This window comes from Acidimicrobiia bacterium, assembly GCA_016650365.1.
In the GTDB taxonomy this organism is placed as follows: Bacteria; Actinomycetota; Acidimicrobiia; order Spongiisociales; family JAENVV01; genus JAENVV01.
The window spans coordinates 17,624-39,608 of sequence record JAENVV010000096.1 but is presented as its reverse complement, the minus strand read 5'-3'; the positions used below and the strand labels follow the sequence as shown (position 1 = coordinate 39,608).

21 protein-coding genes are annotated in these 21,985 nt (G+C 60.4%); 11 read left to right on the top strand and 10 right to left on the bottom strand.

Going from position 1 to position 21,985, the window contains the following annotated elements; translation table 11 throughout:
• Positions 1-1,031 (bottom strand): hypothetical protein (locus tag JJE47_05540; protein ID MBK5266880.1); only part of this gene is annotated, 1,031 nt, incomplete at its 3' end.
• A 166-nt stretch (positions 1,032-1,197) separates the two neighbouring features.
• Between JJE47_05540 and JJE47_05535 the strand changes: the two genes are divergently transcribed.
• Genes JJE47_05535 through JJE47_05520 form a run of 4 tightly spaced genes read left to right on the top strand, consistent with a single transcriptional unit; the run spans position 1,198 to position 3,707 of the window.
• Entirely contained in the window at positions 1,198-1,701 is a 504-nt protein-coding gene (locus tag JJE47_05535; GenBank protein MBK5266879.1) for a sigma-70 family RNA polymerase sigma factor, read from the top strand.
• A complete protein-coding gene (locus tag JJE47_05530) occupies positions 1,698-2,654 on the top strand; it encodes a hypothetical protein (protein MBK5266878.1) in 957 nt (318 codons plus the stop codon). Before JJE47_05535 ends, JJE47_05530 begins: the two co-directional genes overlap by 4 nt.
• 51 nt (positions 2,655-2,705) lie before the next feature.
• Positions 2,706-3,488, top strand: coding sequence for a heliorhodopsin HeR (heR, locus tag JJE47_05525; GenBank protein MBK5266877.1), 783 nt, complete (start codon positions 2,706-2,708; stop codon positions 3,486-3,488).
• A 9-nt stretch (positions 3,489-3,497) separates the two neighbouring features.
• On the top strand, positions 3,498-3,707 hold the full coding sequence (locus JJE47_05520) for a hypothetical protein (protein ID MBK5266876.1): 210 nt from the start codon (positions 3,498-3,500) through the stop codon (positions 3,705-3,707).
• A gap of 46 nt (positions 3,708-3,753) precedes the next feature.
• Here the strand turns inward: JJE47_05520 and JJE47_05515 are convergent, their stop codons facing one another.
• From JJE47_05515 to JJE47_05505, 3 genes are read right to left on the bottom strand one after another with little or no spacing between them, the layout of a single operon-like run.
• Positions 3,754-4,500, bottom strand: a complete 747-nt coding sequence (locus JJE47_05515) for a hypothetical protein (GenBank protein ID MBK5266875.1) — start codon at positions 4,498-4,500, stop codon at positions 3,754-3,756.
• Positions 4,497-5,375: an ABC transporter ATP-binding protein gene (locus tag JJE47_05510; GenBank protein MBK5266874.1), complete on the bottom strand. Its 879-nt coding sequence runs from the start codon at positions 5,373-5,375 to the stop codon at positions 4,497-4,499. The genes JJE47_05515 and JJE47_05510 overlap by 4 nt, the downstream gene beginning before the upstream one ends.
• Entirely contained in the window at positions 5,372-5,581 is a 210-nt protein-coding gene (locus JJE47_05505; GenBank protein ID MBK5266873.1) for a PLDc_N domain-containing protein, read from the bottom strand. The genes JJE47_05510 and JJE47_05505 overlap by 4 nt, the downstream gene beginning before the upstream one ends.
• Before the next feature lie 100 nt (positions 5,582-5,681).
• Here JJE47_05505 and JJE47_05500 point away from each other — a divergent pair, with 100 nt between their 5' ends.
• Together JJE47_05500 and JJE47_05495 are read left to right on the top strand one after the other, a co-directional pair.
• On the top strand, positions 5,682-6,668 hold the full coding sequence (locus JJE47_05500) for a YihY/virulence factor BrkB family protein (protein MBK5266872.1): 987 nt from the start codon (positions 5,682-5,684) through the stop codon (positions 6,666-6,668).
• A gap of 55 nt (positions 6,669-6,723) precedes the next feature.
• Positions 6,724-10,455, top strand: coding sequence for a response regulator (locus tag JJE47_05495; GenBank protein MBK5266871.1), 3,732 nt, complete (start codon positions 6,724-6,726; stop codon positions 10,453-10,455).
• Between the two features lie 38 nt (positions 10,456-10,493).
• On the opposite strand, the gene JJE47_05490 is transcribed toward JJE47_05495, so the two are convergent.
• The 6 genes from JJE47_05490 to JJE47_05465 form a co-directional block, all read right to left on the bottom strand.
• On the bottom strand, positions 10,494-11,852 hold the full coding sequence (locus tag JJE47_05490) for a DUF4349 domain-containing protein (GenBank protein ID MBK5266870.1): 1,359 nt from the start codon (positions 11,850-11,852) through the stop codon (positions 10,494-10,496).
• Positions 11,853-11,942: 90 nt separating this feature from the next.
• Complete coding sequence (locus JJE47_05485; protein MBK5266869.1) at positions 11,943-12,797, bottom strand: hypothetical protein; 855 nt, start codon at positions 12,795-12,797, stop codon at positions 11,943-11,945.
• A gap of 40 nt (positions 12,798-12,837) precedes the next feature.
• Positions 12,838-14,046, bottom strand: a complete 1,209-nt coding sequence (locus JJE47_05480; GenBank protein MBK5266868.1) for a GNAT family N-acetyltransferase — start codon at positions 14,044-14,046, stop codon at positions 12,838-12,840.
• A gap of 19 nt (positions 14,047-14,065) precedes the next feature.
• Entirely contained in the window at positions 14,066-15,493 is a 1,428-nt protein-coding gene (locus JJE47_05475) for an AMP-binding protein (GenBank protein ID MBK5266867.1), read from the bottom strand.
• A 107-nt stretch (positions 15,494-15,600) separates the two neighbouring features.
• A complete protein-coding gene (locus JJE47_05470) occupies positions 15,601-16,266 on the bottom strand; it encodes a hypothetical protein (protein ID MBK5266866.1) in 666 nt (221 codons plus the stop codon).
• Between the two features lie 56 nt (positions 16,267-16,322).
• Positions 16,323-17,132 carry a CPBP family intramembrane metalloprotease gene (locus JJE47_05465; protein ID MBK5266865.1) on the bottom strand — a complete coding sequence of 270 codons (810 nt, stop codon included), beginning with the start codon at positions 17,130-17,132 and terminating at the stop codon, positions 16,323-16,325.
• 80 nt (positions 17,133-17,212) lie between these two features.
• Here JJE47_05465 and JJE47_05460 point away from each other — a divergent pair, with 80 nt between their 5' ends.
• The 5 genes from JJE47_05460 to JJE47_05440 all read left to right on the top strand — a co-directional run bounded on the left by JJE47_05460 (position 17,213) and on the right by JJE47_05440 (position 21,971).
• Positions 17,213-18,412 (top strand): protease inhibitor I42 family protein, encoded by a 1,200-nt coding sequence (locus JJE47_05460; protein ID MBK5266864.1) that lies wholly within the window; start codon positions 17,213-17,215, stop codon positions 18,410-18,412.
• Between the two features lie 238 nt (positions 18,413-18,650).
• Entirely contained in the window at positions 18,651-19,331 is a 681-nt protein-coding gene (locus JJE47_05455) for a dienelactone hydrolase family protein (GenBank protein ID MBK5266863.1), read from the top strand.
• Positions 19,332-19,335: 4 nt separating this feature from the next.
• Positions 19,336-19,974 (top strand): hypothetical protein, encoded by a 639-nt coding sequence (locus JJE47_05450; protein MBK5266862.1) that lies wholly within the window; start codon positions 19,336-19,338, stop codon positions 19,972-19,974.
• Between the two features lie 19 nt (positions 19,975-19,993).
• A complete protein-coding gene (locus JJE47_05445; protein ID MBK5266861.1) occupies positions 19,994-20,638 on the top strand; it encodes a hypothetical protein in 645 nt (214 codons plus the stop codon).
• A 25-nt stretch (positions 20,639-20,663) separates the two neighbouring features.
• Positions 20,664-21,971, top strand: coding sequence for a flotillin family protein (locus tag JJE47_05440; protein ID MBK5266860.1), 1,308 nt, complete (start codon positions 20,664-20,666; stop codon positions 21,969-21,971).
• Positions 21,972-21,985: the final 14 nt, after the last annotated feature.

Below are 21,985 nucleotides of genomic sequence, written 5' to 3'. Positions count from 1 at the left end.
GCCTCGAAACGAACCTTCATTTCCCAGCCGCCGTCAGCGTTGACCTCCGCTGACGAACCACCGTATTCGGAGCGGGCGGTGACCTTGGTTCCGGGCTGGGCGGTTCCCCAAAAGACATCCCAGTTCTCAGGATTACTTCCCAGTTGCTGTTTGGCCGTGAACTCAACCTTCACGTCTTGCCGGTAGGCCACCATTTCGAATACGGCCCGACCGCCGTCGGATGACTCGACGACCACCCGGAACGGCACGGCGTTGGGAGCCTCGGTGAACTTCACCGTGACATCCCATTCGCCCGATTCGTTGGCTCTGGTCGAATCGGAGCCGAACTCGGATGCGACGAAGATCTTGGCTCCGGGAGTGGCGGTGCCGTAGTACCGATTGCCGGGGATAGCGGCATCGCTGGCTTGGTACTTCTGGTGGGCGCTGAACGTGATCTTGCGGGTCACATATACGATCGTGATCGAGGCTTCCGACCGGTTGCCTGCTGCATCCTTGGCGATAAACGAGGCCAGGTTGCGACCGGGATTCAATCGGAGTTTGATGGCCCAACCGCCCTCGGCATTGACTTCGGCTTTCCAATCACCGGCGTGCACGGTGGCACCTGGTTCCGTGATCCCCCGGAACACGACGAATTCGTCATCGACTTCGGCGCCGTCTTCGGGGGAGGTGATCGTCAGAATCGGGGCCGTGGTGTCTTCATCGAGGACCTTGTCTGTGGCAGCGTCGGTCGTTTCATCCGTCTTGGCTTTGGCCTCAGGCTCCACTGCGTCGGAGATCGGTTTCTGGGGCTCGTCGACGGTGGGTTTCTCCACCTCGGTTGGGTTGTCGGTGTCGATGGGCCGGTCGGATTCGAAGATCACCTCGGCCTTCGGCAGGGTGGAATCCGCCACCGGGGCGGCGGTGGTCGTTGTGTCGAATCCCAAGAAGGACAGCACGGTTGTGCCATCGGGGCCGGTTACTTGAGCGGCGGCGACGCCAGCCGTGAGTACGACGAAGAACGTCGCCAGAAGGATGATGAGTTTTCTTTGCATGGCTACCCCCGGGTATCTGGTTCGTTTGTGGTCACTTTGAGTGGTCACTCGCACGACTTGGGTGAAAGGTTTACCGGGAGAAGAACTTTTCCTGAAAGTAAACCTCAGAGGGCGCCGATACGAGTTACCAGCGACACGAAACGGTTCCGGACCGCAAATGAGACAAATGGAAGAAACCCAGGTCGTCTCCCGACCTGAACGCTTTGACGACTTTTATCGCCGCGAATTCAAATTGGTGGTCGGGTTGGCGTATGCGTTGTCGGGATCGCGCAACAGCGCAGAAGATCTGGCTCAGGAGGCGTTCATGGCCGCTCATCGCGAGTGGGACAAGCTCCAGACATATGACAACCCGGGAGCCTGGGTACGTCGGGTCGTGGCCAACAAGGCTGTTTCGGGGTTCCGCCGGTCTGCCACCGAGATGAGAGCCCTTGCCAAATTGGGCGTTCGTCGTCTTGAACCGCTCAGCGAGATGGAACCCGATGACGCCGAGTTCTGGGGACATGTTCGAGATCTTCCGAAACGCCAAGCTCAGGCGATCGCGTTGTTCTATCTCGAGGATCGACCAGTCGCAGAGATTGCCCGCATTCTCGGCTGTACGGAATCGACGGCCAAGGTGCACCTTCACAAAGGCCGGACCAATCTGGCTGCCAAACTGGGGGTAGAGGCGTGAACCTCGACGATCGAGCCCGTCAGGCATCTTCCGGTTTGAAGGCCGCGGTGGCCGCTTCTCCGATTTCAAGCCCCATCCCGGGGATGGCCCGATGGACATGGGTTCCCCGCCTCCTGGCCGCCGTCGGTACGGCTGCCGCCGTTGTGATGGTCGCGATATTGACGATCCAGGTGGCCCCGAACACACCAGCGGTCGTGACACAACCACCGGACGGCACCGTGATTCCCGAGTTTGTCATCCCCCCGGTGGATGACTCCAGTCCACGGAAAGACACGGTCACCTCTTCCACGACAACGGCTCGGAGCGATGGTCCGGTCACGCAACCAGACGCCAACGATCCGGGTAATTCCGGTGGGGTGGTGGCTGTCGACACTCAGCCCCCGTCTCTTGCCATCACCTACCCGGTCAATGGCGACGTCTTTGAAACGGACGTGGTTCGCTTCGAGGGTGTGACGGAACCGGGTGCGGTTGTGAGAGCCGGCCGGTACGAAGCCGATGTCGCGGCGGACGGTAGCTGGTCGATCGTGCTTGTCCTCAGCCCCGGTTCGAACCGGGCGCTTTTCACCGCCGTCGACGAGGTCGGGAACGAGTCCACCGCCCAGGTGACCGTTGATTACAAGCGACCGGTTGTCGAGACGACCTCGACCACCAGACCGAAGGAAGAACCAACCACAACCACGATTGCAGACGTTGTCGAATTTTCGGCTAATCAGGTGTACCGAACCTGTCCATCCTCTCCACCGTTCGACGTCTTTTGGGGAACTGCCCAGCCCGGTTCGAAGGTGATCGTCAGTTCAGAATTCGGGATGGGCTCGGTCAAAGCCAACGTGGACGGAGGGTGGGAACTGCGGGTTGAGTTCCCGGATGCCCCCGCCGGGGTGTGGTTCGCCGTCAACGTGAAGTCGGAAGGCAGCGGGGCGACAAAGGTCTTTGAATTCAGCTACCAGCCGTAGCATCCGGCATGTCGCCCGCTCCGTATACTGGGCAGATAGTCGGAGGGACGCATGGACAAAGCACAGGAAATCACCGAAATACCCAAGGAGCGGCTGAGTCGTCTGCGTTCGTTCAACCTGGTGATGGGCGCCGCTCATCTCATCCAATCAGTTGCTGTGCTTGCGCTCGCCAACGAGTTTTCACTGCCGGTAGTGGGCTCCTTCCTGGCCGGGCCTCCCGGATCAGGTGATTTTGAAGTTGTGGCGCTGTTCGATGTCCGGGTGGCCTGGGGAGTGGCAGCCTTCCTGTGGATATCGGCGATTGCCCATCTCCTCGTAGCTGCTCCCGGCATCAACGAGTGGTACAACCGCAATCTTGCCAAGCGCCGCAACTACGCCCGATGGATCGAGTACTCGATTAGTTCATCCCTCATGGTGGTTCTGATCGCCATGCTCACCGGCATGGCAGAAGTCACTGCGCTGCTCATGATTTTCGGAGCCAACGCGTCGATGATTCTCTTCGGCTGGCTCATGGAGAAATATGAACAGCCCGGCTCGACAAACTGGTTGGTATATTGGTTTGGAGTCTTCGCCGGCCTGTTCCCATGGATCGCCATCGGCATCAACTTGTGGACGCCTGGATCCGATGCTTCGCCCCCAGGGTTTGTCTATGCAATCTTTGTTTCGCTCTTCATCTTCTTCAATACATTCGCCGTGAATATGGTGCTGCAATATCGGCAGGTTGGGAAGTGGAGTGAGTATGTATACGGCGAGAAGGCGTACATCTGGTTGAGTCTGCTTGCCAAGTCGGCCCTGGCCTGGCAGGTCTTCGGCGGAACTCTGGCAACGGGGTAGCAAAGCCGCATGATTGAATCCCGTTGGTACTACTGCATCGAACACGGCACCGTCGAACCGTTCGGGGGATGCCCGGCGAAAGATCGGCTCGGCCCCTATGCCACCAAGCAAGAGGCGGAGAAAGCGCTGCAGATGGCCCAGGACCGCAACGAGGAATGGGACCACGATTCCGCCTGGAACGACGACGAGGACGACGAGGACGACGAGGGCAAGGCCTGACCCGAGCAGTTTCGGGTCGCTTCGGTCCGGGTAACTAGGTCAGAATCTAAAGTTCTCGGCGGGACGTCAATCTGATCGCTGCCCATAGGGCAGTGACCCCCGCGATGACCGTGACTGCTGCGGCCCGGAGGTAGTCGGTGAAGTCGACCCCGCGGACGATACCGTCGAGCGCTCCGACCAGATGGCTGGGGAGCCATTTGCCAACGTCCGGAACGATCCCGATAATCGGCAGTCCGAGCAGGATCACCACGGTCACGAGCACGGTGGTCAGCACGGACGAGGTCCGGGCCGCGACGAGCGCAACCACACAAACAACGAACACCAGGTAGATCGCTCCCAGAATCCAGCCGGCGAACAACCGGCCGGCCGGCAGGTTCCCAATCAGCACCACGGTTTCATACCAGGCTGCCAACGTGCCAAGGGCGAATGCTCCGATTGCGGCCGTGGACGTCACGGCGAACCTCGGCAAGAGGATCCGGGCCAGGCTCGGCACCCGGGTGCGGAAGAACGTCCCGATCTCTGGAATGGCATCCAGCGAGAGAGCTCCGGCCGCCACCACCACCACTATCAACAGCCCGATTTGAGAAGCATTACCAACGAATTGAGTGATCCCGTCGGCCGGCGTCGGATCGGGAAAACTCACGGTGACTCCGCCTCCGAATCTCTTGACGATCTCGCCCATGTATCGGGCGGTGACCGGGCCGAGCAGGCCGAAGAATAGGTAGGCAAATATCAGGACGACCCATCTTCGGGTTCGAACCAGACGTAGCCACTCAAGCCTCCAAAGGGTCATGTCACTATCCCCAACACGACGTCTTCGAGAGTGGCGGCTTCGGGAACGAGACTGACCACCCTGGCTTGGGTTTGTGCCAGTACCGCGGCCAGGGACGACTCGGCCTCTGCCACTGACGCCGCCTCTATTCGTAGCTGGTCCGGTCCAAGTTGATCAACTGCCACGACCCAGTCGGACCGCCTGAGAGCTTCGACGGTCCGCTCGATCGGCGGGCGGAGGCGGACCAGGTAGCGCGGCGTGGTCCGTTCGCTGAGCAGATCGGCGACCGAACCCTGATAGGCCAGTCGCCCGTTTCGAAGGATCCCGACGGTGTCGCACACTTCTTGGACGTCCGCCAGGATGTGACTTGAGAACACAACTGCCGACTCGCCCCGTAGACGAGACACGAGGTCGAGAACCTCGCGGCGGCCGATCGGATCGAGCGCCGAACTTGGTTCGTCAAGCAGCAGGAGTTGTGGCTCGTTGACGATCGTGGCCGCTAGCCCCAGGCGTTGCAGCATCCCCCGGGAAAACCCTCCGACCGGGCGGTCGGCTGCGTCGGCCAGACCGGCTTCGTCCAATACCGTTTCAACCCGATCCGGTGGTGCGGGTTTGGCACCGATGGTCCTGGCCAGGTCGATCACTTCTCTGGCTGACAGCCAGGCATCGAACCGGGGTGTGTCAGGAAGAACCGCCACGTCTGATGATGAAACCTCGATCGCAACGGACCCGCTGGTCGGCCTTCTGAGACCCGCCAGAATGCCCAACAGAGTGGTCTTTCCAGCCCCATTCGGCCCGATCAGGCCGTACACCGACCCGGCCGCCACCTCCAGATCGATGTCATCGAGCGCCAGGACATCGCCGTATCGTTTGGTCAGCCCCTTGGTACGGATCACGGGCGGTCGGGTCGGTTCGGCTCTTGGCGGCCAACTGTGAGATAGAGGATCGTGCCGAAAGGCACCGAAAAGAGGCAAATGAGCGCCCAGGCCCACTTCGGCAGGTAGCGGACCTCACTCCGGCTCACGTCGAACAAGCCATACCCGGCGATGGCGATGGCGAGCAAAATGAGCGGCAGCCATGCTGCCCAATTGATATCAGCCACAGGTGGAACGCATAGTTCAGTGGACACTACCCGCTCGTTTGGCCCCACACCGAACCATGGCTTCGGGGATGGCCCGGTCGTCGTGGGTAAGCTCAGGGATATGCACGAGACCTGGACTAAGCGCCCGAGACGGTGGGTGGATGCGGTACTGGCGGTTACGGCGCGTTTCGGTGACGACAAGGGCGGTCGACTGGCTGCCTCCTTGGCCTATCGGACCGTGTTCGCTCTGGCGCCGTTGCTTCTGGTGGCGGTGGCCGTGGCCGGTTTCGTCTATGGATCAGTGGATGCTCAGGTCAGGCTGGTCGCCGACATCGAACCGGTGGTCGGGTCCGAGTTGGCGAGCCTCGTGTCGGATTTGCTCGGCCAGGCGGCCGAGAGTCGCAGCACGACCGGGATCATCGGTGTGCTCCTCATGTCCTGGACGGCGAGTTCGCTGTTTCTCGAAGCGCAAGGGTCCCTGGACCTCGTGTTCGGGGGCAACCCGCACCCGAAGACCGGGTTATTGGCGTGGATCGTTCGACGGTTGTTGGCGCTGGGAGCTGCGCTGTCGATGGGATTGGTGTTGCTCGCCGTTTTGCTCTCGGGAACGTTGTGGAGAATGATCAGGTCAAGAGTCGACTGGTCGGAACCGCTTAAACTGGGCGTGGCATGGCTGGCGCCGGTGGTGGGGTGGTTGGTGGTGGTTGGCCTGTTCACTCTCATGTTCCGGCTGGTTCCGAGTCGGGTGGTTCCATGGCGTCCGGCCGCCATCGGAGGCGCCCTGACCTCCGTCGGCTTTGCCATTGCTGCCGGGGTCGTCGGTATTTACTTTGATGCTGACCGTTTTACTGGCACGGGTTTTGCGGGCGGGTTCGTTCTGATCCTCTTCAGCGTGTACGTACTCGCCCAGGTGGTTCTGTTCGGGGCGGAGATCATTGATGTACATTTCCTTGACGAACCTCTCCGGGAGATCCCGGAGTCCAAGATGATGCTGTCGCACGGATCTGGTGTCGTGCAGGCTGAGCGGCCGGTTACCGGGATCGGTTGGTTCGCAATCGGGCTCGCTATGGGTGCCTACCTCGTATCAAGAATCCGCTCCGACAAATAGGGCGTCCGCTCAAACGAGACTCAAGATCGGCCAGCTGGGAACCGAAATTATATGAATGGCAGAACTTGTCCATGAATTGGCAAATCGTGACGGAGATGTGCGTCGGGACGACTTTGTCATCAACTCAACGGAGATTGCGTTTGTCCGCCTGATCCGCGGATTGACGATGGCCGTGGCGCCGGTCTTGCTGTTCATCGCCATTGCCACAAGTGACCCGGCGCTGATTTTTCTCGGTGCCCTGGCGGCTCTGTCAGGGTCGCTGGCGTTTTTGCAGCTGCGGCTGAACAAACCGCGTGCCGACCTATTGATGGCTGTCGTGGTCACCCTGACTGTGGCACAAGCGTTTACGCTGGATCACGTTCCGCTTGAGGCCCTCTGGGTAGCCATGGCCGTTTTTGGTGGGATCGGCAGTGCCTTCGTAGAGCGGGGACTGCGCTGGCGTTATCACTCGCTCCTCGGAGCTCTCTGGATCGTCCAGCCGCTCCTTCACAACCACGCCGACCACGTGTTCTTCATGGCCGTCCAAATCGCCGTTTACATGGTGATCTCCCTCGGGCTACGTCACATGTTTCGTACTTTGGAAGCGATGGAGGATCGGTACGACAACCTCTTCGATCAGACGCCGATTTCCATGTGGCAAGAAGACTTTTCGGCTGCGGCCGCCTGGTTGGAGGACCTTCGTTCGCAAGGGATAGACGACCTGAGAGCGTATCTCGATGCAAACCGTCATGTGGTCGGAGGTGTCTTCGGGTTGGTCAAAGTGACGAATACCAACCAGGCGACCGTGGATCTGCTTGGTGCAGACAGCCGGGAGCAGCTGATCGGCCAGATCGACCCCGAAACCTACCGTGAGGAAACCCACGACAGCGTTGTGGCTCAACTCTGTGCTGTCTGGGACCGCCAGGGCTCGGTAATGACCGAAATGGCGGGCAGTACGTTCGCTGGCAAACCGATCGACTGCGTCTTGTATTGGACGGCTCCACTCAAGCGGGGCGGTTTCGATTATTCCAAGGTGGTCGTGTCCCTCGTAGATGTTTCGTCCATGAAAGCTTCTGAGCGAGAAGCTCTCCTGCAGATCAAGCTTGCCAAGCAAGAGAGGCGGCTCCAGATCATGGCTGCCAACGCGGCAGATCTGTTCTTCATTCTTGATCAAACCGGTGTCGTCACGTGGATTGGTGCTTCGGTGGAACGGTTGCTCGGCTACCAAATCACTGAGATTGTCGGCCAGTCGTTTTCCTCCTTTATCCACGAAGGGGATGCGGCGGCGGTCATCGGGGTAGGCATGGGGCTGCGACCCGGGCTCATCAGCGTTGGTGTCATACATCGAGTTCGGCACAAGGACGGAAGTTGGCGGACCTTTGAAGGAACCGCTCGCAACATGATCGACGACGAGTTTGTCGAAGGTTTCGTAATCTCGTCGCGAGACATAACCGATCGCGAACTCGCTGAGGAGGCGATGCGAGAAAGCGAGAGCCGGTTCCGGTTGTTGGCGGAGAACTCGACGGACATGATCTCGAGTCACGAGCCGACGGGCGAATACCGCTATGTTTCACCGGCTTGCGCCACGTTGCTCGGTCGCCTACCGGAGGATCTGATCGGGCTAACGCCGTATGATCTCGCCCACCCAGACGACGTCGAAACAATGGCGAGCGCCCATCAGAGGGCATTTGATGCGGGTCGGGATGTCGTGACGATCGACTACCGCATGAAACATGCCGACGGATCGTGGCGATGGTTTTCGTCGAGTTTCAAGAAAATCTTTGAACCGGATGGGTCGGACGTGATGCAGTTGCATGCGTCAACTCGTGATATTTCTGAACGTAAACACGTCGAGGAAGCCCTGGTTGAAGCCAAGGAATCTGCCGAAATGGCCACAGCTGCCAAGTCGCAGTTTCTTGCCAACGTGAGTCACGAGATCCGGACTCCGATGAACGCCATTCTTGGCATGACCGAGTTGGCGCTCGGGACTGAAGTGACGCCGGAGCAACGCGAATACCTGGTCACCACGCGGGCGGCGGCCGATGCCCTTGTCACGTTGGTCAATGACCTACTCGATATCGCAAAGATCGAAGCGGGCAAGCTTGTGTTCGAAGCGATTCCCTTTGAGCTGGCGGACACGATCATCGACACCTTGCGGACTCTGGGGCTGCGGGCCTCCGAAAAGGGTCTGGTTCTGTCTCAGCAGGTCGCCGCAAATGTGCCGGATGTGGTGGTGGGCGACCCCGGGCGAATCCGACAAATCTTGTTCAACCTGGTGGGCAATGCTCTCAAGTTCACTCATGAAGGCAGCGTCATGCTTGGGGTCGATCTTGTCGAGGAAACCGCCGACACCGTTGAACTACACGTTTGGGTAAAAGACACCGGAATCGGTATTGCCCCTGAGGGCCTCGAATCGATCTTCGAAGCTTTCACACAGGCTGAAGGGTCGACGACCCGACGTTTTGGTGGTACGGGGCTTGGCCTTTCCATATCGATGCAGCTGGTCAAGATGATGCAAGGCAAGCTGTGGGTGGAAAGCGAAGTTGGCGTAGGGAGCACGTTCCATTTCACTGCCAAGTTGGCCGCGGCATCGACCGAGTGGGTGGTCGAGTCGGATGGGGCGGGGAGTGCGACCACGGTTCTGGTTATCGCCGACAGCGAAGAAGCCCGGCGCGGCACGACCGAACTGCTCCGCCTTGGTGGGCTTCGGTCGATCGTGGCCAGCGACTTGGCAGGAGCCCTTGACGCCGTCTTTGAGGCAGGTCATAGCCACCCGAATCCGGGTGCGGTGATCATCGACATCCGGTCCGGTACCGCTGAGCTTGCCACTCGACTCGTCAAAGAGCCGACGTTCAAGGACCTTCCGATCGTAGTAGTGACGCCCACTGGCGAGCGGGGCGATGCCGCCATTTACCGGGCCGCCGGGGTGGCCGGGTACTTGTCCAAACCGGTCGGGCCAGGCGAACTCACGGACATGATCTCCGCGGTATCAGGTGATAGCCGACCCGACGGTGAGCTGATAACCCGACATTGGCTCCGGGTCCGCCGGCCTCGCATGAACCTTCTGGTCGCAGACGACAGTGCCACCAACCGGATCATGGTGACCAGGCTCCTCGAAAAGAGAGGTCACACGGTTACGGCAGTGGAAAACGGCAGAGACGCTCTGGAGTTGGCCCTGGCCATTCAATTCGATGCAGTCTTGATGGATGTCCAGATGCCCGAGATGGACGGTCTTGAAGCCACCGTTGCCATCCGGAAGCAGGAACAGGGTCATATCCCGATCATTGGCCTCACCGGCCACGCCGCTGAGTCCGACCGCCGCCGCTGTCTCGACGCCGGGATGGACAACGTAGTGTCGAAACCCTTCCGGCCTGAGGCTCTTTTCACCGCCGTGGAGCAAGTATTCACCGGTCTCGTCGATATCGAGTCGATCCCCAAACGGGCCGCCAGGCCGGCTGACCTGATCGACCGATTCGAAGCGCTTGAGCGGTTGGGAGGAATGCCCGAACTGGCGGTGGAGCTGATGCAAGAATTCGAGAAAGAGTATCCAAGTGATCTCCAGTTGATCCGGGACGCCTTTGACGAAGGTGATTTTGAGCGGGTGTCCAGGATCGCTCACCGGATGAAAGGAAGCCTTGGCCTCCTCTCGGCGAATCCGGCTTGCCAGGCCGCCGCGCTACTCGAGCGCCATGCCAAGGAAGGTCTCACGCCCTACGCCGAAACCGCCTGGAAGCTTCTTCAGGATGAGATGGAAAGCCTCGGGCCGGTGATCGTCAAGCTGGCCGGTTCTGCCGGCGCCTGGGCGTAGCTCTTGTCGTAGGCCGCCCGCCACGCAAGTCGTGTGACCTATTCCCCCATAGGTGCTGGGGGAGGGCCACTTTCTCCGTTAGCACCACCCATTGCTTGAGCGCCGTCAGACCGGTTCTTGCGGCGCCGCCAGAACAGGAAGCCAAGGACGAGTGCGAGGATCGGGGTCAGGCCAATGAGAAAGCCCAACATGACGTTGACCGCTGACCAGGTGATCTGGAGCAGTTCCCAGCCGTTGTCAAGGCCATCGCTGAATCCTGGTAGACCGCCGGGATCGACGACCTCGATGATGAGCGAGGAAGTATTCGACACCGTTCGACCGGCGACCGGGTTGCCGTCCTGGTCGACCGCCGTAGCCGTGATGCGAGTCTGAGTCCGGGTGCGGCGCTCGGGAGTGATCTCGGCGGCGAGAATGATGGATTCGCCTGGTTCGAGTGTGTCTTCGAGGTCACCGAACACGAGGATCATGTCCTCAATGGTGAGGTCGGCCACCGGATCTTGAAGTGTGAACAGGGTTAGGGGCGTGTCACCCGAGTTCAAGAGTTCGTAGCAAAGCGTGGTCGCTTCGTCACCTTGATCCACGGCCAGTTGGGAGTTGCCCGGGCAAGAAGCGCCGGCGTCCTCGTGGCCTGGGTAGGCGGTCACCGACACGGAAAGCGCTGGCTGGCTGAGCGCTTCGGTGATCGTCAGGGTGATGGTGGCAAGATCTACGGCATCGCTGATGGTCCGCAACGAACCGCGCAGGGTTTCGAGTTGGGTCTCGCGTTCGAGAAGTTCGTTCTCGAGTTCGACGACCTGCTTGATGTCGGTGGCGCCTTCAAGAAGGGCCCGGAGGCGTTCGACCGAAGCCTCGGCGGTCCCGATGCGGCTCTCCAGGTCGACGACCTTCTCGGTGACGTCGTCGGCATGAACAGACTGCGAGCGGATCTCTCCGACACTGCCGAGGTCGGCGAGGGCCTTCTGGAACTGGCTCGGGGGAACCTTGAAGATGAGTACCGTCCGAGGCTCTGGCAAACCCACCGTGTCCTGACCGAACAGGAATCCACCGAGGGCCTCGATGACAGAGGTCGCTTGTGACGAAGCATCGCCGACGTCCGTAACTGCCACGGTCATGGTGGCCGTGAAGATGATGTCACGGCCCAGATTGATCGGAACCTGGGCACTGACCACTCCACCGTCTCCGAGGGCCACGTCCGAGGGAGTGGTTGGCGATTCGGCTTCGCCGGCTGTGAAGCCCCCATCACCACCGGAGGTCGCGGCCGAGGTCGTGGCCGGGCTGAGAAGGTTGCCGAACTCTTCGTCGGTCATCGCGGCACTGTCGCCACTGCTGCAGGCGGCGGCGAGGATCCCGAGGACGAGTAGTCCGGTCAGTAGTCGAGCGATCAAGTTCGGTTTCATACCCATCCTCCGCAACATTGAACTTCTCGGCCTTTTCGGTCGTTGGTCATCTGACGCAGACAAGCATGCGGATGGTTCCGGTGCGGTTACTTAGCGCCGCTTCTTGAACTGCCCGATGATGTCGATGACGGCCTGGCCGACTGTGTCCTGGTTGGTGAGTTTCGGGTGGGCGATGCCCGTCAAGGCTCGGCCGAGCCCTCGTCGGATCTGCCCGATCCAGCTTCTGGCGGCGATGATGCCTGCGCCCACCTGGAGGATGAGTGCGCCGAGCCCTGCCGCCAGACCAACCAGCAGTCCGACTCCAATACCAAGACCGATGAACAATCCGAGTCCGACTACTGCCCCCGACGCCGCCAGACCAAGCCCGGTCCAATAGGCAGGGGTGGTGCTGGCTCGCAGTGTGACCACGTGCTGGGTGTCGGTGATGGTTTCCACGCGGTGGGCAACCCTGACGGTCCGCAGAGCTCCGGTTCCCTGAGCGATTTTCAAGCCGTGACGGAGTGAGTTGACCGGACTCGCTCGTTTGGTCCACACCGTGGATTCTGGCGTGGTCCAGGTGACCTGGAGCCCCTCGTGCCTGGTCATCCAATCGTTGATGCTCGCCTCGGCCTGGGGGCGGCTGGCCTCCAACAGGATCTGGTCTGTGATTTGTTTCGGGCCGAAAATTCGTTCCGAGAGGGTTCCCGGCGCAACGACTTCCGGCTTCGAGAGCTCCTCGGCGAGAGCCTTGGCCACGATGTCGCGGTGGACGCCCAGCTCGTCGGCGACTCGATTGAGCGTCTCCACGTCCACGTCGGTGTCGTCGTAGTCCGAGTCGGTTTGCAGTTCGATGGCTCGGCGCAAGATCCGGTCGGCACGGGCCGGAGATAGCTTCTGTAAACGATCGGCGATCTCGTCGTCTGTGCTTGTCTGGCGTCGGCTCGGTTGGTTTTGGGATGCCTTCACGGGTCCAAGTATCGCGCAGATCGCCGGTTGTGGCCGCCGGTTAGAAGAACATTCCTGGATGCGGGCTTGGCAGCAGGAACGCCTCGTCGAGTTCGGCAAGCAGTCCCGCCGGTCCCCGTAGCTGGTCGGTCAAGGCGAGGCTTGAAGCAGGATGCACGCCGAACCATATCCGACTGAACGCATTGATGGAGGCCGTCAGGGTCGGGATCGATCCGTCTACGCCAGGCTCGACAAATGATTGCTGGCCGACCGTCACCCGGTAGGAACCGTCCAACCCGGCTCCGCTCCCGTAGGCGCTGAGAGGATCCGTGAGATCAAGGTTGAAGGCGAACTGGTCACCTGTCCAGGAGCGTTGGGCAACGACGTGGCTCAGGTCGAGGATTCTCAGCTGCCACCACGCCAGCGCCTGATGGCGCGCCTCGTGGGGTGACTTGGCCGTCTGGATCCGTTGCCGAATGGGATGTTTGAGTAGGTCATGGAGTTGGATCTCGGGTGGCTCAACCATCTTCACGCTGCGAATCTGATCCCCGAATTCGCGCAACAATGCGAGCAGTTCGAGGATCTGCTCGGGTTGTTCGTAGGACATGAGGTTCACGACGAGCGGGCCGAAGTAGTCCTTCTTGGCGGCCCACACGAAATGGGTGAGGCGACCAGCTTCGTAGTAACCCCAGCCGGCCCCGTCGGCGTCTGTTGCCATTTCGGCCCTCGTGTAGGTTGCCGGATTGATGGCTACGCCGCCGTGTGAGCGTTTCCTTCGCAGGTGGGCGGCGTGAATTTCTTCCCAGTCCCCGGCGTCGAGGCGCGTCGGCGTCCGGTAAGGAGCGCTGATTTGTAGCGAGCTGGGGTCAAAGACCATCTGGTTGGTGTAAGCGGACGTTCCGAACCCGAGTCGGTTGTAGAAGCCTTGCTCGAACATGCCGAGGGCGGCGACATGGATTCCTCGTTCAAGCGCGTTGGCGACCACCCTGGCCGTGGTTTCGGTGGCGAAGCCCTGCTTTCGTCCGATCATGCTGGTGGTGACCGCCGTCACACAGGCCAGGCTCAAATCGGTTTCAAGGTATCGGATGGTCCCGTCATGGATCGATGCCAGTGCTTCGGCCTCGCCGTTGATGGTGCCGACCGCCACGTCGGCGTCCTGCACGTACCCTTCCAGGGCCGCCTGCTCCTCGGGTGAGGTTGCCCAGCCGATCTCCTTCCACATCCGCTGGATATGGGGAAGGTCCGATTCCTGATACGCCCTGATGGTCATGGGCAAAACCTAACCGGGATCAGCCGGGACGGAGGCCTGATTTTTGAACCTTCCCCATGGCGTTGCGAGGGAGTGCGTCCACAAACACATATCTACGTGGCTGTTTGTAGCGCGCCAGATGCGAAGCGGCGTGACGGCGCAATGAGGCTTCTTCGGCGTCGCCGACCACATACGCCACCGGGATTTCGCCCAGGTCGTCATCAGGATGTCCCACAACCGCCGTCTCCGACACGCCGGCGACTTCATTGAGGATTCGTTCGATTTCTTTTGGATAGACATTGAATCCGCCGGTGATGATCAGGTCGTGCGATCGACCGAGCAGGGTCACCCTCCCTGCGTCATCCATCCTGGCGAGGTCGCCGGTCCGGAAGTACTTGTCGGCTGTGTATGACTCGGCGGTCTTGTCCGGCAGCTGCCAGTACCCGGCGAATAAGCTGGGACCCAGAATCTGCAATACCCCGACTTGACCGACCGGAACTGGATGGTCGGATTCGTCGGTCACCCTTGCGACGTAGCCGGGTAACGGGAATCCCACTGTCCCGGCTTGGCGGGGTCCGTCGTATGGATTCGAGCAGATCATCCCGGCCTCGGTCATTCCGTAGCGTTCGAGGATCGTGTGCCCGGTCCGGCGGCCGAACTCAGCAAAGACGTGTTCGGCGAGTGGCGCCGAGCCCGAAATGAAAACGCGCATGTTGGTGCAATCATCGGGTCCGAACTCCGGGTCTGACAGCAGCCTGGCGTAGAAGGTCGGTACACCCATCATGACGGTGGCCATCGAGAGACGATCACGGACTTCGGCTACGTCGAACTGTTCCATGAATATGACTCGCGACCCGCCAAGCAGAGCGCAGTGGAGTGCCACGAACAGTCCGTGGACATGAAAAATCGGGAGAGCGTGGAGTAGTACGTCGTCTGGTTGCCAACGCCAGATATCAAAGAGGGTTAGGGCGTTGTCGCTGAGGCATCCATGTGTCAGCATCGCCCCTTTTGATCGACCGGTGGTTCCCGATGTGTACAAGATGGCCGCCACATCTGCATCGGTGCGTTCGACCCTTCCGACGAACACTTCTCGAACACCGAGCAGGGATCCGACTCCGGTCGGCCCCATGGTCAACGTTGGCGCATCGGGAAGTTCGTTCTCGGCGACCACGACTCGTGGACCGGCATCCGAGATGAAAAAGGAGATTTCGGTCGCGGTATAGGCCGGGTTCAATGGCACGTAGATGGCACCGATCCGCAAGCAGGCAAGGTAGATGGCCACTGCATGGGCCGACTTCGGGAGCACGACCACGACTCGATCTCCCGGTTCGACGCCCGCCGCGCGCAAGGAACCGGCCATTCGGGCGGATAGATCGAGCACCTCGCCGAAGGTCCACGTGGCCGAGGGTGTGTCGAGGAAGGCGGCCTCGAGGTCAAGATTGCTGGTGAGAGTTGAAAACAGGTTCATGGTTCTGGTCGGCGATGCCCCGCGGGGTCAGCGGCTCGAACGCCTCTGCGATTTCGGGGATCTGGATGGCACCGGTTCGTTCAACTTCGCTCCCATGTTTTGATTTGTCATTCGATGTGGACCTTCGACGAGGCTCTCCAAACGAAGGACTGGTGTGCGTCGCGGGGCGGCCAGTATTTGTCGTTCCGGTAGGCCCAGTACTCGAACGGATTGTCGAAATAGGCGAAGGTTTCTACGGTCGACCAAAACTCCCGCCGCCGCACCAGGGCCACCACTACCCCGATGGCGCCGGCCCCAACAAGCCAGCCGGCGTAGCCGATCTGATAGAAGGGTCCGAACCACCGGTTCTGCCAGACATGGAGCGCCTCGTGCCTCTTGATGAATTGGCGCCGACTTGCCGAGGTTTCCAGGTCGTCGAAATCGATCGAACCGGCCGCCCCCGAGATGACGTTGCCAAGGGTCAGGGCGTATCCACGTTTGAGGCTGATCCCCGCCGAGTACACCTGATGGTTCTGTCGGTACGTCAGGTCGAATCGGTAACCGGACGATGCCCGGGGCAAGTTCGCGAGGTTCAACACAAGCCCGGCCGTCGTGCCGAGCAAACCCCAGGTGCTATCGAGGACGAAGGCGACAACTCCGCGGCCTTTCCAGTCGTACATCCATCTCCAACCCGAAATCGCTCCATTGACCGCCCCGGCAATGGCCGCCGGAACAGGAATGCCGAGGAGCCAGCCAACCACCCACGCCAGGCCGCCACCGACAACACCCGTCAAGGTGGCCTCCATGAGTCGGCGTGGCCAGACTGTCTGTGGTTCCGGTCTTGGCAGATTCAGTGCCACAACACTCCTTGGTGCGTCAGGGCAGCGATATCCATGGTCGCTGCAATCGCGATGTGGAGGGCGGCACCCCACCACACCGAATTGGTTCGCAGAGATAGCGTACCCAAGGTTACGCCTCCGAGGATTGCCCCGGTCGCCTCGGCGAGCGGCTTGGTGAAGTGGATCATGTTGTAGGGAATGACCATCATGAAGATGGCCGCGTAGCCCAGTCGCCACTTGAGTCCGTGGATCATGAACCCTCTGAAGAAGAACTCGAGCGCCACGAATTGGGCGGCGTACATGACCCACCAGACCCACATATTCGGCCAGAGTCCTTCACCGGGAAGCAGGTCGTAGAACGGATACTTGGCAAGGAAGGCCGGTGAGTAGGAAGCCCAGATGACGATAGGAACGGAGATGGCGAACAGCACTACATATGGCTTCCAATAGGCTGAGAGGCCATGCCAGGCAATCCCGAAATCACGAATACGTTTCCGGAGGATCAGCTTGATGACCAAGATCGGTAGGCCGACGTAGGCGAACAGTTGCACCACCGTCCAAACGGTCAACCGGGCGAGTTGCCCCGTCTCGGCTGACGAGAGCCAACGCCAGGCGGGTTCCGAATTCAACCCGAAACTCGCCAGGAAGCCGGGAACCCAGGTCGGGTCTTTGGCGAAGAAGTTGATGATGGTGAGGGCCAGGGCAGAAGTGATGGCGACGACCACCATGAGCCGGTTGGCGTCGCCTGGTCTATCCCTGCGATAGGCGTCAGAGGCGGCGTCGGCGCTCTGGGCGGTTTGTCGGATATAGGTGGCAAACATGAGTTGGCACCCTACCGGCATCGGGCTCGAAGTGACTTTGGTACGTGGCGGCCTGAGTGGCCGAGGGCGATGCTTTTGAGATGAAACGTCTTGTCCTATGTGTTTTGGCGCAGGTGTTGGTGCTGTCTGGCTGCGGTGACGATGTGAATACCTTAAGCTTCACGGCCGCCGACAGCGGTTCGGAAGTTCGAGTCGGGTCGGGAGACCAGTTTCAGGTGGTCCTCGAGTCAAACCCGAGTACGGGGTATTCGTGGGAAGTCACCGGGGAACCCGATCCGGGCATCCTGGAGTTGGTGAGCCACAGCTTTGAAGGTGCTGATGCGGATCTTGTCGGAGCGGCCGGCACCGAAGTATTCGTGTTCAAAGGGGTGGGGTTCGGAGCCGAGGTCCTGCGGATGGAGTACTTTCGGCCGTTCGACGATCCCCCGGTGCCCGAGCGGGTGGTCGAGTTCAGGGTTCGGGTCGACGACGCACCGTGGCTGTCGGACGATGCCGCACCTCCTTCGACATCGACTGCGACCGCCCCCACTGTGACCGCGGTGACATCAAGCACGATGATTGACAGCGCGGTCCAAGTGTCTTCCCTGTTTGACGGAGAAGGGGCTCGCTTGGTCCGTGTGAGTGGGTTCCTCCTCGACGACGGGGCCAGTACCCGGCTTTGTGAATTGCTGATGGAATCGTTCCCGCCTCAATGCGGCGGGGCATGGGTTGTCATTGCCAATCCCGGTTCGCTCGATCCCGAGTTGAGGGAGGCGCAAGGCATTCGATGGACGGACCTTCCGTTCGTGATAGATGCGCAATTCGATGGCGACCGACTGGTCCTTGACGATCCCGCTAACAGTGTGGTGCCGACAGCTGCCGACTCCGCACTCGCTGAGGGGTTCATGTCTTTGGTCGAGAATCCATCCGCCGATACGGTGGCGGCCATTTCGTTTGGTGATGAGGTCATCCTCGGTCTGAGCGATGTGGTCGCGGCGTCTTTCGGCCGTAATGAACTCGCTGATCCGGCTACCTGGGTCATCGACGAGTCGGAATACGACGGTTACGCCGGGCCCTTCTCGATTCTCGACGTCGCCAAGCGGCCGATCGAGATAACGATCGGCTCCCATGCTCGGTGTGCCGGTCCGCCGGTTCCGGCCCCGCAAGGATTCGAAGGGTATCGGCGGGTGAGCATTCAGCCCACTACGGCAACGAGTTGCCTTGAATGGTGGACAGTCGACTTCTTCGTTGATGATGCCGGTCTGGTTAAGGCCGTGACCCTTGATCTGTTCGGTCCCTGAGCTATTTGGAGCGTGCGCCACATAAACGATGGGGTCCGCCAGAAGCGAACCCCATCGTCAACGCAGGCCGGAGGAGGACTGTGCTTGGGAGAACTCTGGTTGTGGATTGTGTCAGGAATGTAAACGCCGACGGTCGCGTCGATGAACGGGATCTCAACGTTCGGGCTTTTGCCAATTCGCTTCCGTGACCGGTCGTCGCAAGAACCGGTCACCTAGGCTGGGTCAGGAGGAGGTGGCCATGGGTCAGATGGTTGAGTTTGCGTCGAATGGGTCGAAGGCGAGTGGGTACCTGGCGGTTCCGCCAAGCGGTTTGGGGCCCGGGGTGGTTGTCATCCAGGAATGGTGGGGCCTGGTCCCGCACATCAAGGATGTCGCCGACCGATTCGCGGCCGCCGGGTTTGTGGCCCTGGCCCCCGACCTCTACGACGGCCAGGAGACAACCGAACCGGATGAAGCCGGGAAGATCATGATGAACATGGAACTCGAAAGGGCCGCTACCCACATGATGGGAGCGGTTGACTTCCTGGTTGGGCACGATTCCACGACGAGCGATCGGATCGGGGCGGTTGGTTTTTGTATGGGTGGTGGCCTGGTGCTTTGGCTCTCGACGCTCAAACCGGAGGTCGTTGCGTGTGTTCCGTTCTACGGAGCAATTCCCTGGGACTCGATGCAACCCGAATACGCCGCCTCGAATGCCGGCTATCTGGGCCACTATGCCGAAAACGACGGCTGGGCAACCCAGGAGGGCGCCCGTAATCTGGAACAGCATCTCATTGGTCTTGGCAAGGATGTCAAGTTCCACTTCTATGAGGGAACCGACCATGCATTCTTCAACGACGATCGCCCGGAGGTCTATGACGAGGCAGCTTCCCTTGTTGCCTGGCAACGGACGATCGACTTTTTCCGAGATCGTTTGTGAGTGAATGACCGATAGGCAGCTCTTCTTCCGACCTATCAACCACCGAACAGTCATTAAAGCGCTGCGGCCAGCGCTGGTATGGGCGTATGTAGCGGCGTTTTTTGCCGCTCTATTGGTGGGTTTGGTCGGGCTGCTGGCACTTATCGTCGCATCGGGGGTGTGGGTCTTCAAACGGGAACTGGCCATTGGTGGATCGGCAGGCGAAGTGATCCGTTACGGTCTCTGGATCGCCGGTCCGGTCACCGTCGGAGTTGCCGTCGCCGGTGCTGCCTATGGATCGACTGAGTCTCGATCGTTCCCTCGGACGGTCGCCGGCACCGTTGTGGGCGTTGCGATCGGAGCTGCATTGCTCGGCGTGGGAGCATCTGGATTCGCCGCCGCCGGTCTGGCCGCCGGGTGGGGGAGTGCCATACCGGCCAACCGGCCGGGTCGGATTGCCGCCAGAGGGTTGCCGATGCTCATCGCGGCCGTCGTGGCCACCGTGTGGCCGCTCGGCCGAATCGGCGATCTTGGCCGGGGCCCGCTGGTGGCGGTCCTCCTCTTGTCTCCGCTGGTGGCGGCGGTGTTCGTGTGGATCGGAGATGCCCTGTGGGTGGCGGTGTCGGGTCGAAAAAAGGAACCGAAGGCCGACCCTGGCAGTTGATATCGAAAGGAGAAGAACTGTGTTCGGCTTGTACCTGTTCTGTGCGATCGTGGGTATTCCGCTCGTACTCATGATGGCGTTCCTTGGGGGCGACACAGATTTCGACTTCGACACGGATCTTGACCTTGATCTTGACCTCGACCTGGATGTTGACTTGGACGTGGATGTTGACCTGGATGTTGATACCGATCTGGAGACCGGTCTGGACGTCTCAGGTGCCGGTGGGGTGGTGGGAGCAGCCTTCTCGGGCATGCTCTCGGTACGGTCTGTCCTGTTTGCCCTGGCTGGCTTCGGCACCGCCGGACTGGTGGGGTGGTGGTCTGGACTGGCGTTCCCGATTCACCTCATCATGGCGATCGTCGGTGGTCTCGGGTTTTCATTTGCGTCGTCATTCGCCATGGCCTGGATCAAAGGAAACGAGACAAATTCGGAGGTACGGCGCGTCGACCTTCAGGGCCAGGCGGCCCGGGTTACCGTGCCGGTGGCCATCGACCAGCGCGGCAAAGTGACCCTGTTGGTATCGGGCAAGCCGACGCAGATGACTGCCCAGTTGTTCAGCAACAAGGGCGGAGAGCTTTCAGTAGGCGACCAGGTAGTGGTCGTCGAAGTTGATGAGTCAGGTACGGCGCTTATTGCGCGCCTCGATTCGCTCGCCAACGAATAGATCGCATAGAGAAAGGTGAAATACCATGTTGCCATGGGTCATTAGTGCAGGGCTGGTTGTTGTTGGTTTCATAATCATCGCGGCCGTAATTTCGAGCCTCGTCGTCGTCGTTCCGCCCAACCGGGTGGCGGTGTTTTCCGGCTCCGGAGGTGGGGCCCGTCAGGGCTACAAGGTGGTTGTCGGAGGTAGAAAAGTCAGACGGCCCATCATCGAGAAGGTCGACTGGATGGATCTTTCCACCATCGCGATCGATGTTTCAGTGAGCAATGCCTATTGCAAAGGAACAATTCCGCTCAACGTCCAGGGTGTAGCCAACGTCAAGATCTCCTCAAAGGAAGGGATCCTCGACAATGCCATCGAGCGCTTTCTCGGGCGGCCGATAGAAGCCGTGGCCAAGATCGCCAAAGAAACACTCGAAGCGAACCTGCGTGGCGTACTGGCGACCTTGACGCCTGAAGAGGTCAATGAGGATCGATTGAAGTTTGCGACGACCTTGATCGACGAGGCGGACGACGACATGCGGACGCTCGGCCTCGAACTCGATGTTCTCAAGATTCAGAATGTCACCGATGAGGTCGGGTATCTGGAGTCCGTCGGTCGCCGGCAGACGGCCCAGGTCCTCAAAGAAGCCCGGGTTTCGGAAGCCGCGCAACGCGCCGAGGCAGAAGAGCAAGAAGCCGAGTCCCGCCGGCGTGCCGAAATGGCTGGACTGCAGGCCGATGAGGCCATCATCGTGCAGCGCAACGAACTTCGTATGCGAACGGCCGACTTGGAAGCCGAAGCAGTCGTCAAGGAGCAGCAAGCGCTGGTCGCCGGCGAAAAAGCCCGGGCCATCGCCGAGCAAGAACTTGAGCAGGCCCGCATCGAACTCCAGAGGCGTCGGCTCGAAGCTGACGTCATCACCCCGGCCAGAGCCAAGAAAGAAGCGTCGGAACTCGAAGCCAAAGGTAACGCGGCCTCGATTATCGAAGACGGTACTGCTCAGATTGAAGTGTTCAACCGACTGGTCACGCAGTACAAGGCGGCCGGCGTCGATGCTGAGCGAATCTTTGTCCTCAACATGCTTCCCGACCTGGTTGCCAAGATCGTCGATACCGTCAACAACGTGTCGATCGACAAGGTGTCGGTCATTGACGGTGGGAGCAACGGCTCCGGTCAGGGAATCCCTGGATTGTTATCGCAGTTGCCGGCTTCGGTGATCAAGATCACAGAACAGATCGAGAACGCCACCGGCGTCAATATTCTGTCTGGTCTGAACCGCACTGAAACGAACCAGGACCCGCAGCCTCCGGTGGAGTTGGTGCCACCGATCCCGGTTACCACAGACGAGTAGACATTCGGCGCGTC

What these genes read in the sequence shown, in the direction of transcription:
- JJE47_05480 (MBK5266868.1), bottom strand. Translation starts at nt 14,046, where the DNA reads ATGACCATCAGGGCGTATCAGGAATCGGACCTTCCCCATATCCAGCGG.
- JJE47_05455 (MBK5266863.1), top strand. Translation starts at nt 18,651, where the DNA reads ATGGGTCAGATGGTTGAGTTTGCGTCGAATGGGTCGAAGGCGAGTGGG.
- heR (MBK5266877.1), top strand. Translation starts at nt 2,706, where the DNA reads ATGGACAAAGCACAGGAAATCACCGAAATACCCAAGGAGCGGCTGAGT.
- JJE47_05475 (MBK5266867.1), bottom strand. Translation starts at nt 15,493, where the DNA reads ATGAACCTGTTTTCAACTCTCACCAGCAATCTTGACCTCGAGGCCGCC.
- JJE47_05490 (MBK5266870.1), bottom strand. Translation starts at nt 11,852, where the DNA reads ATGAAACCGAACTTGATCGCTCGACTACTGACCGGACTACTCGTCCTC.
- JJE47_05465 (MBK5266865.1), bottom strand. Translation starts at nt 17,132, where the DNA reads ATGTTTGCCACCTATATCCGACAAACCGCCCAGAGCGCCGACGCCGCC.
- JJE47_05495 (MBK5266871.1), top strand. Translation starts at nt 6,724, where the DNA reads ATGGCAGAACTTGTCCATGAATTGGCAAATCGTGACGGAGATGTGCGT.
- JJE47_05450 (MBK5266862.1), top strand. Translation starts at nt 19,336, where the DNA reads ATGACCGATAGGCAGCTCTTCTTCCGACCTATCAACCACCGAACAGTC.
- JJE47_05535 (MBK5266879.1), top strand. Translation starts at nt 1,198, where the DNA reads ATGGAAGAAACCCAGGTCGTCTCCCGACCTGAACGCTTTGACGACTTT.
- JJE47_05515 (MBK5266875.1), bottom strand. Translation starts at nt 4,500, where the DNA reads ATGACCCTTTGGAGGCTTGAGTGGCTACGTCTGGTTCGAACCCGAAGA.
- JJE47_05520 (MBK5266876.1), top strand. Translation starts at nt 3,498, where the DNA reads ATGATTGAATCCCGTTGGTACTACTGCATCGAACACGGCACCGTCGAA.
- JJE47_05460 (MBK5266864.1), top strand. Translation starts at nt 17,213, where the DNA reads ATGAAACGTCTTGTCCTATGTGTTTTGGCGCAGGTGTTGGTGCTGTCT.
- JJE47_05440 (MBK5266860.1), top strand. Translation starts at nt 20,664, where the DNA reads ATGTTGCCATGGGTCATTAGTGCAGGGCTGGTTGTTGTTGGTTTCATA.
- JJE47_05500 (MBK5266872.1), top strand. Translation starts at nt 5,682, where the DNA reads ATGCACGAGACCTGGACTAAGCGCCCGAGACGGTGGGTGGATGCGGTA.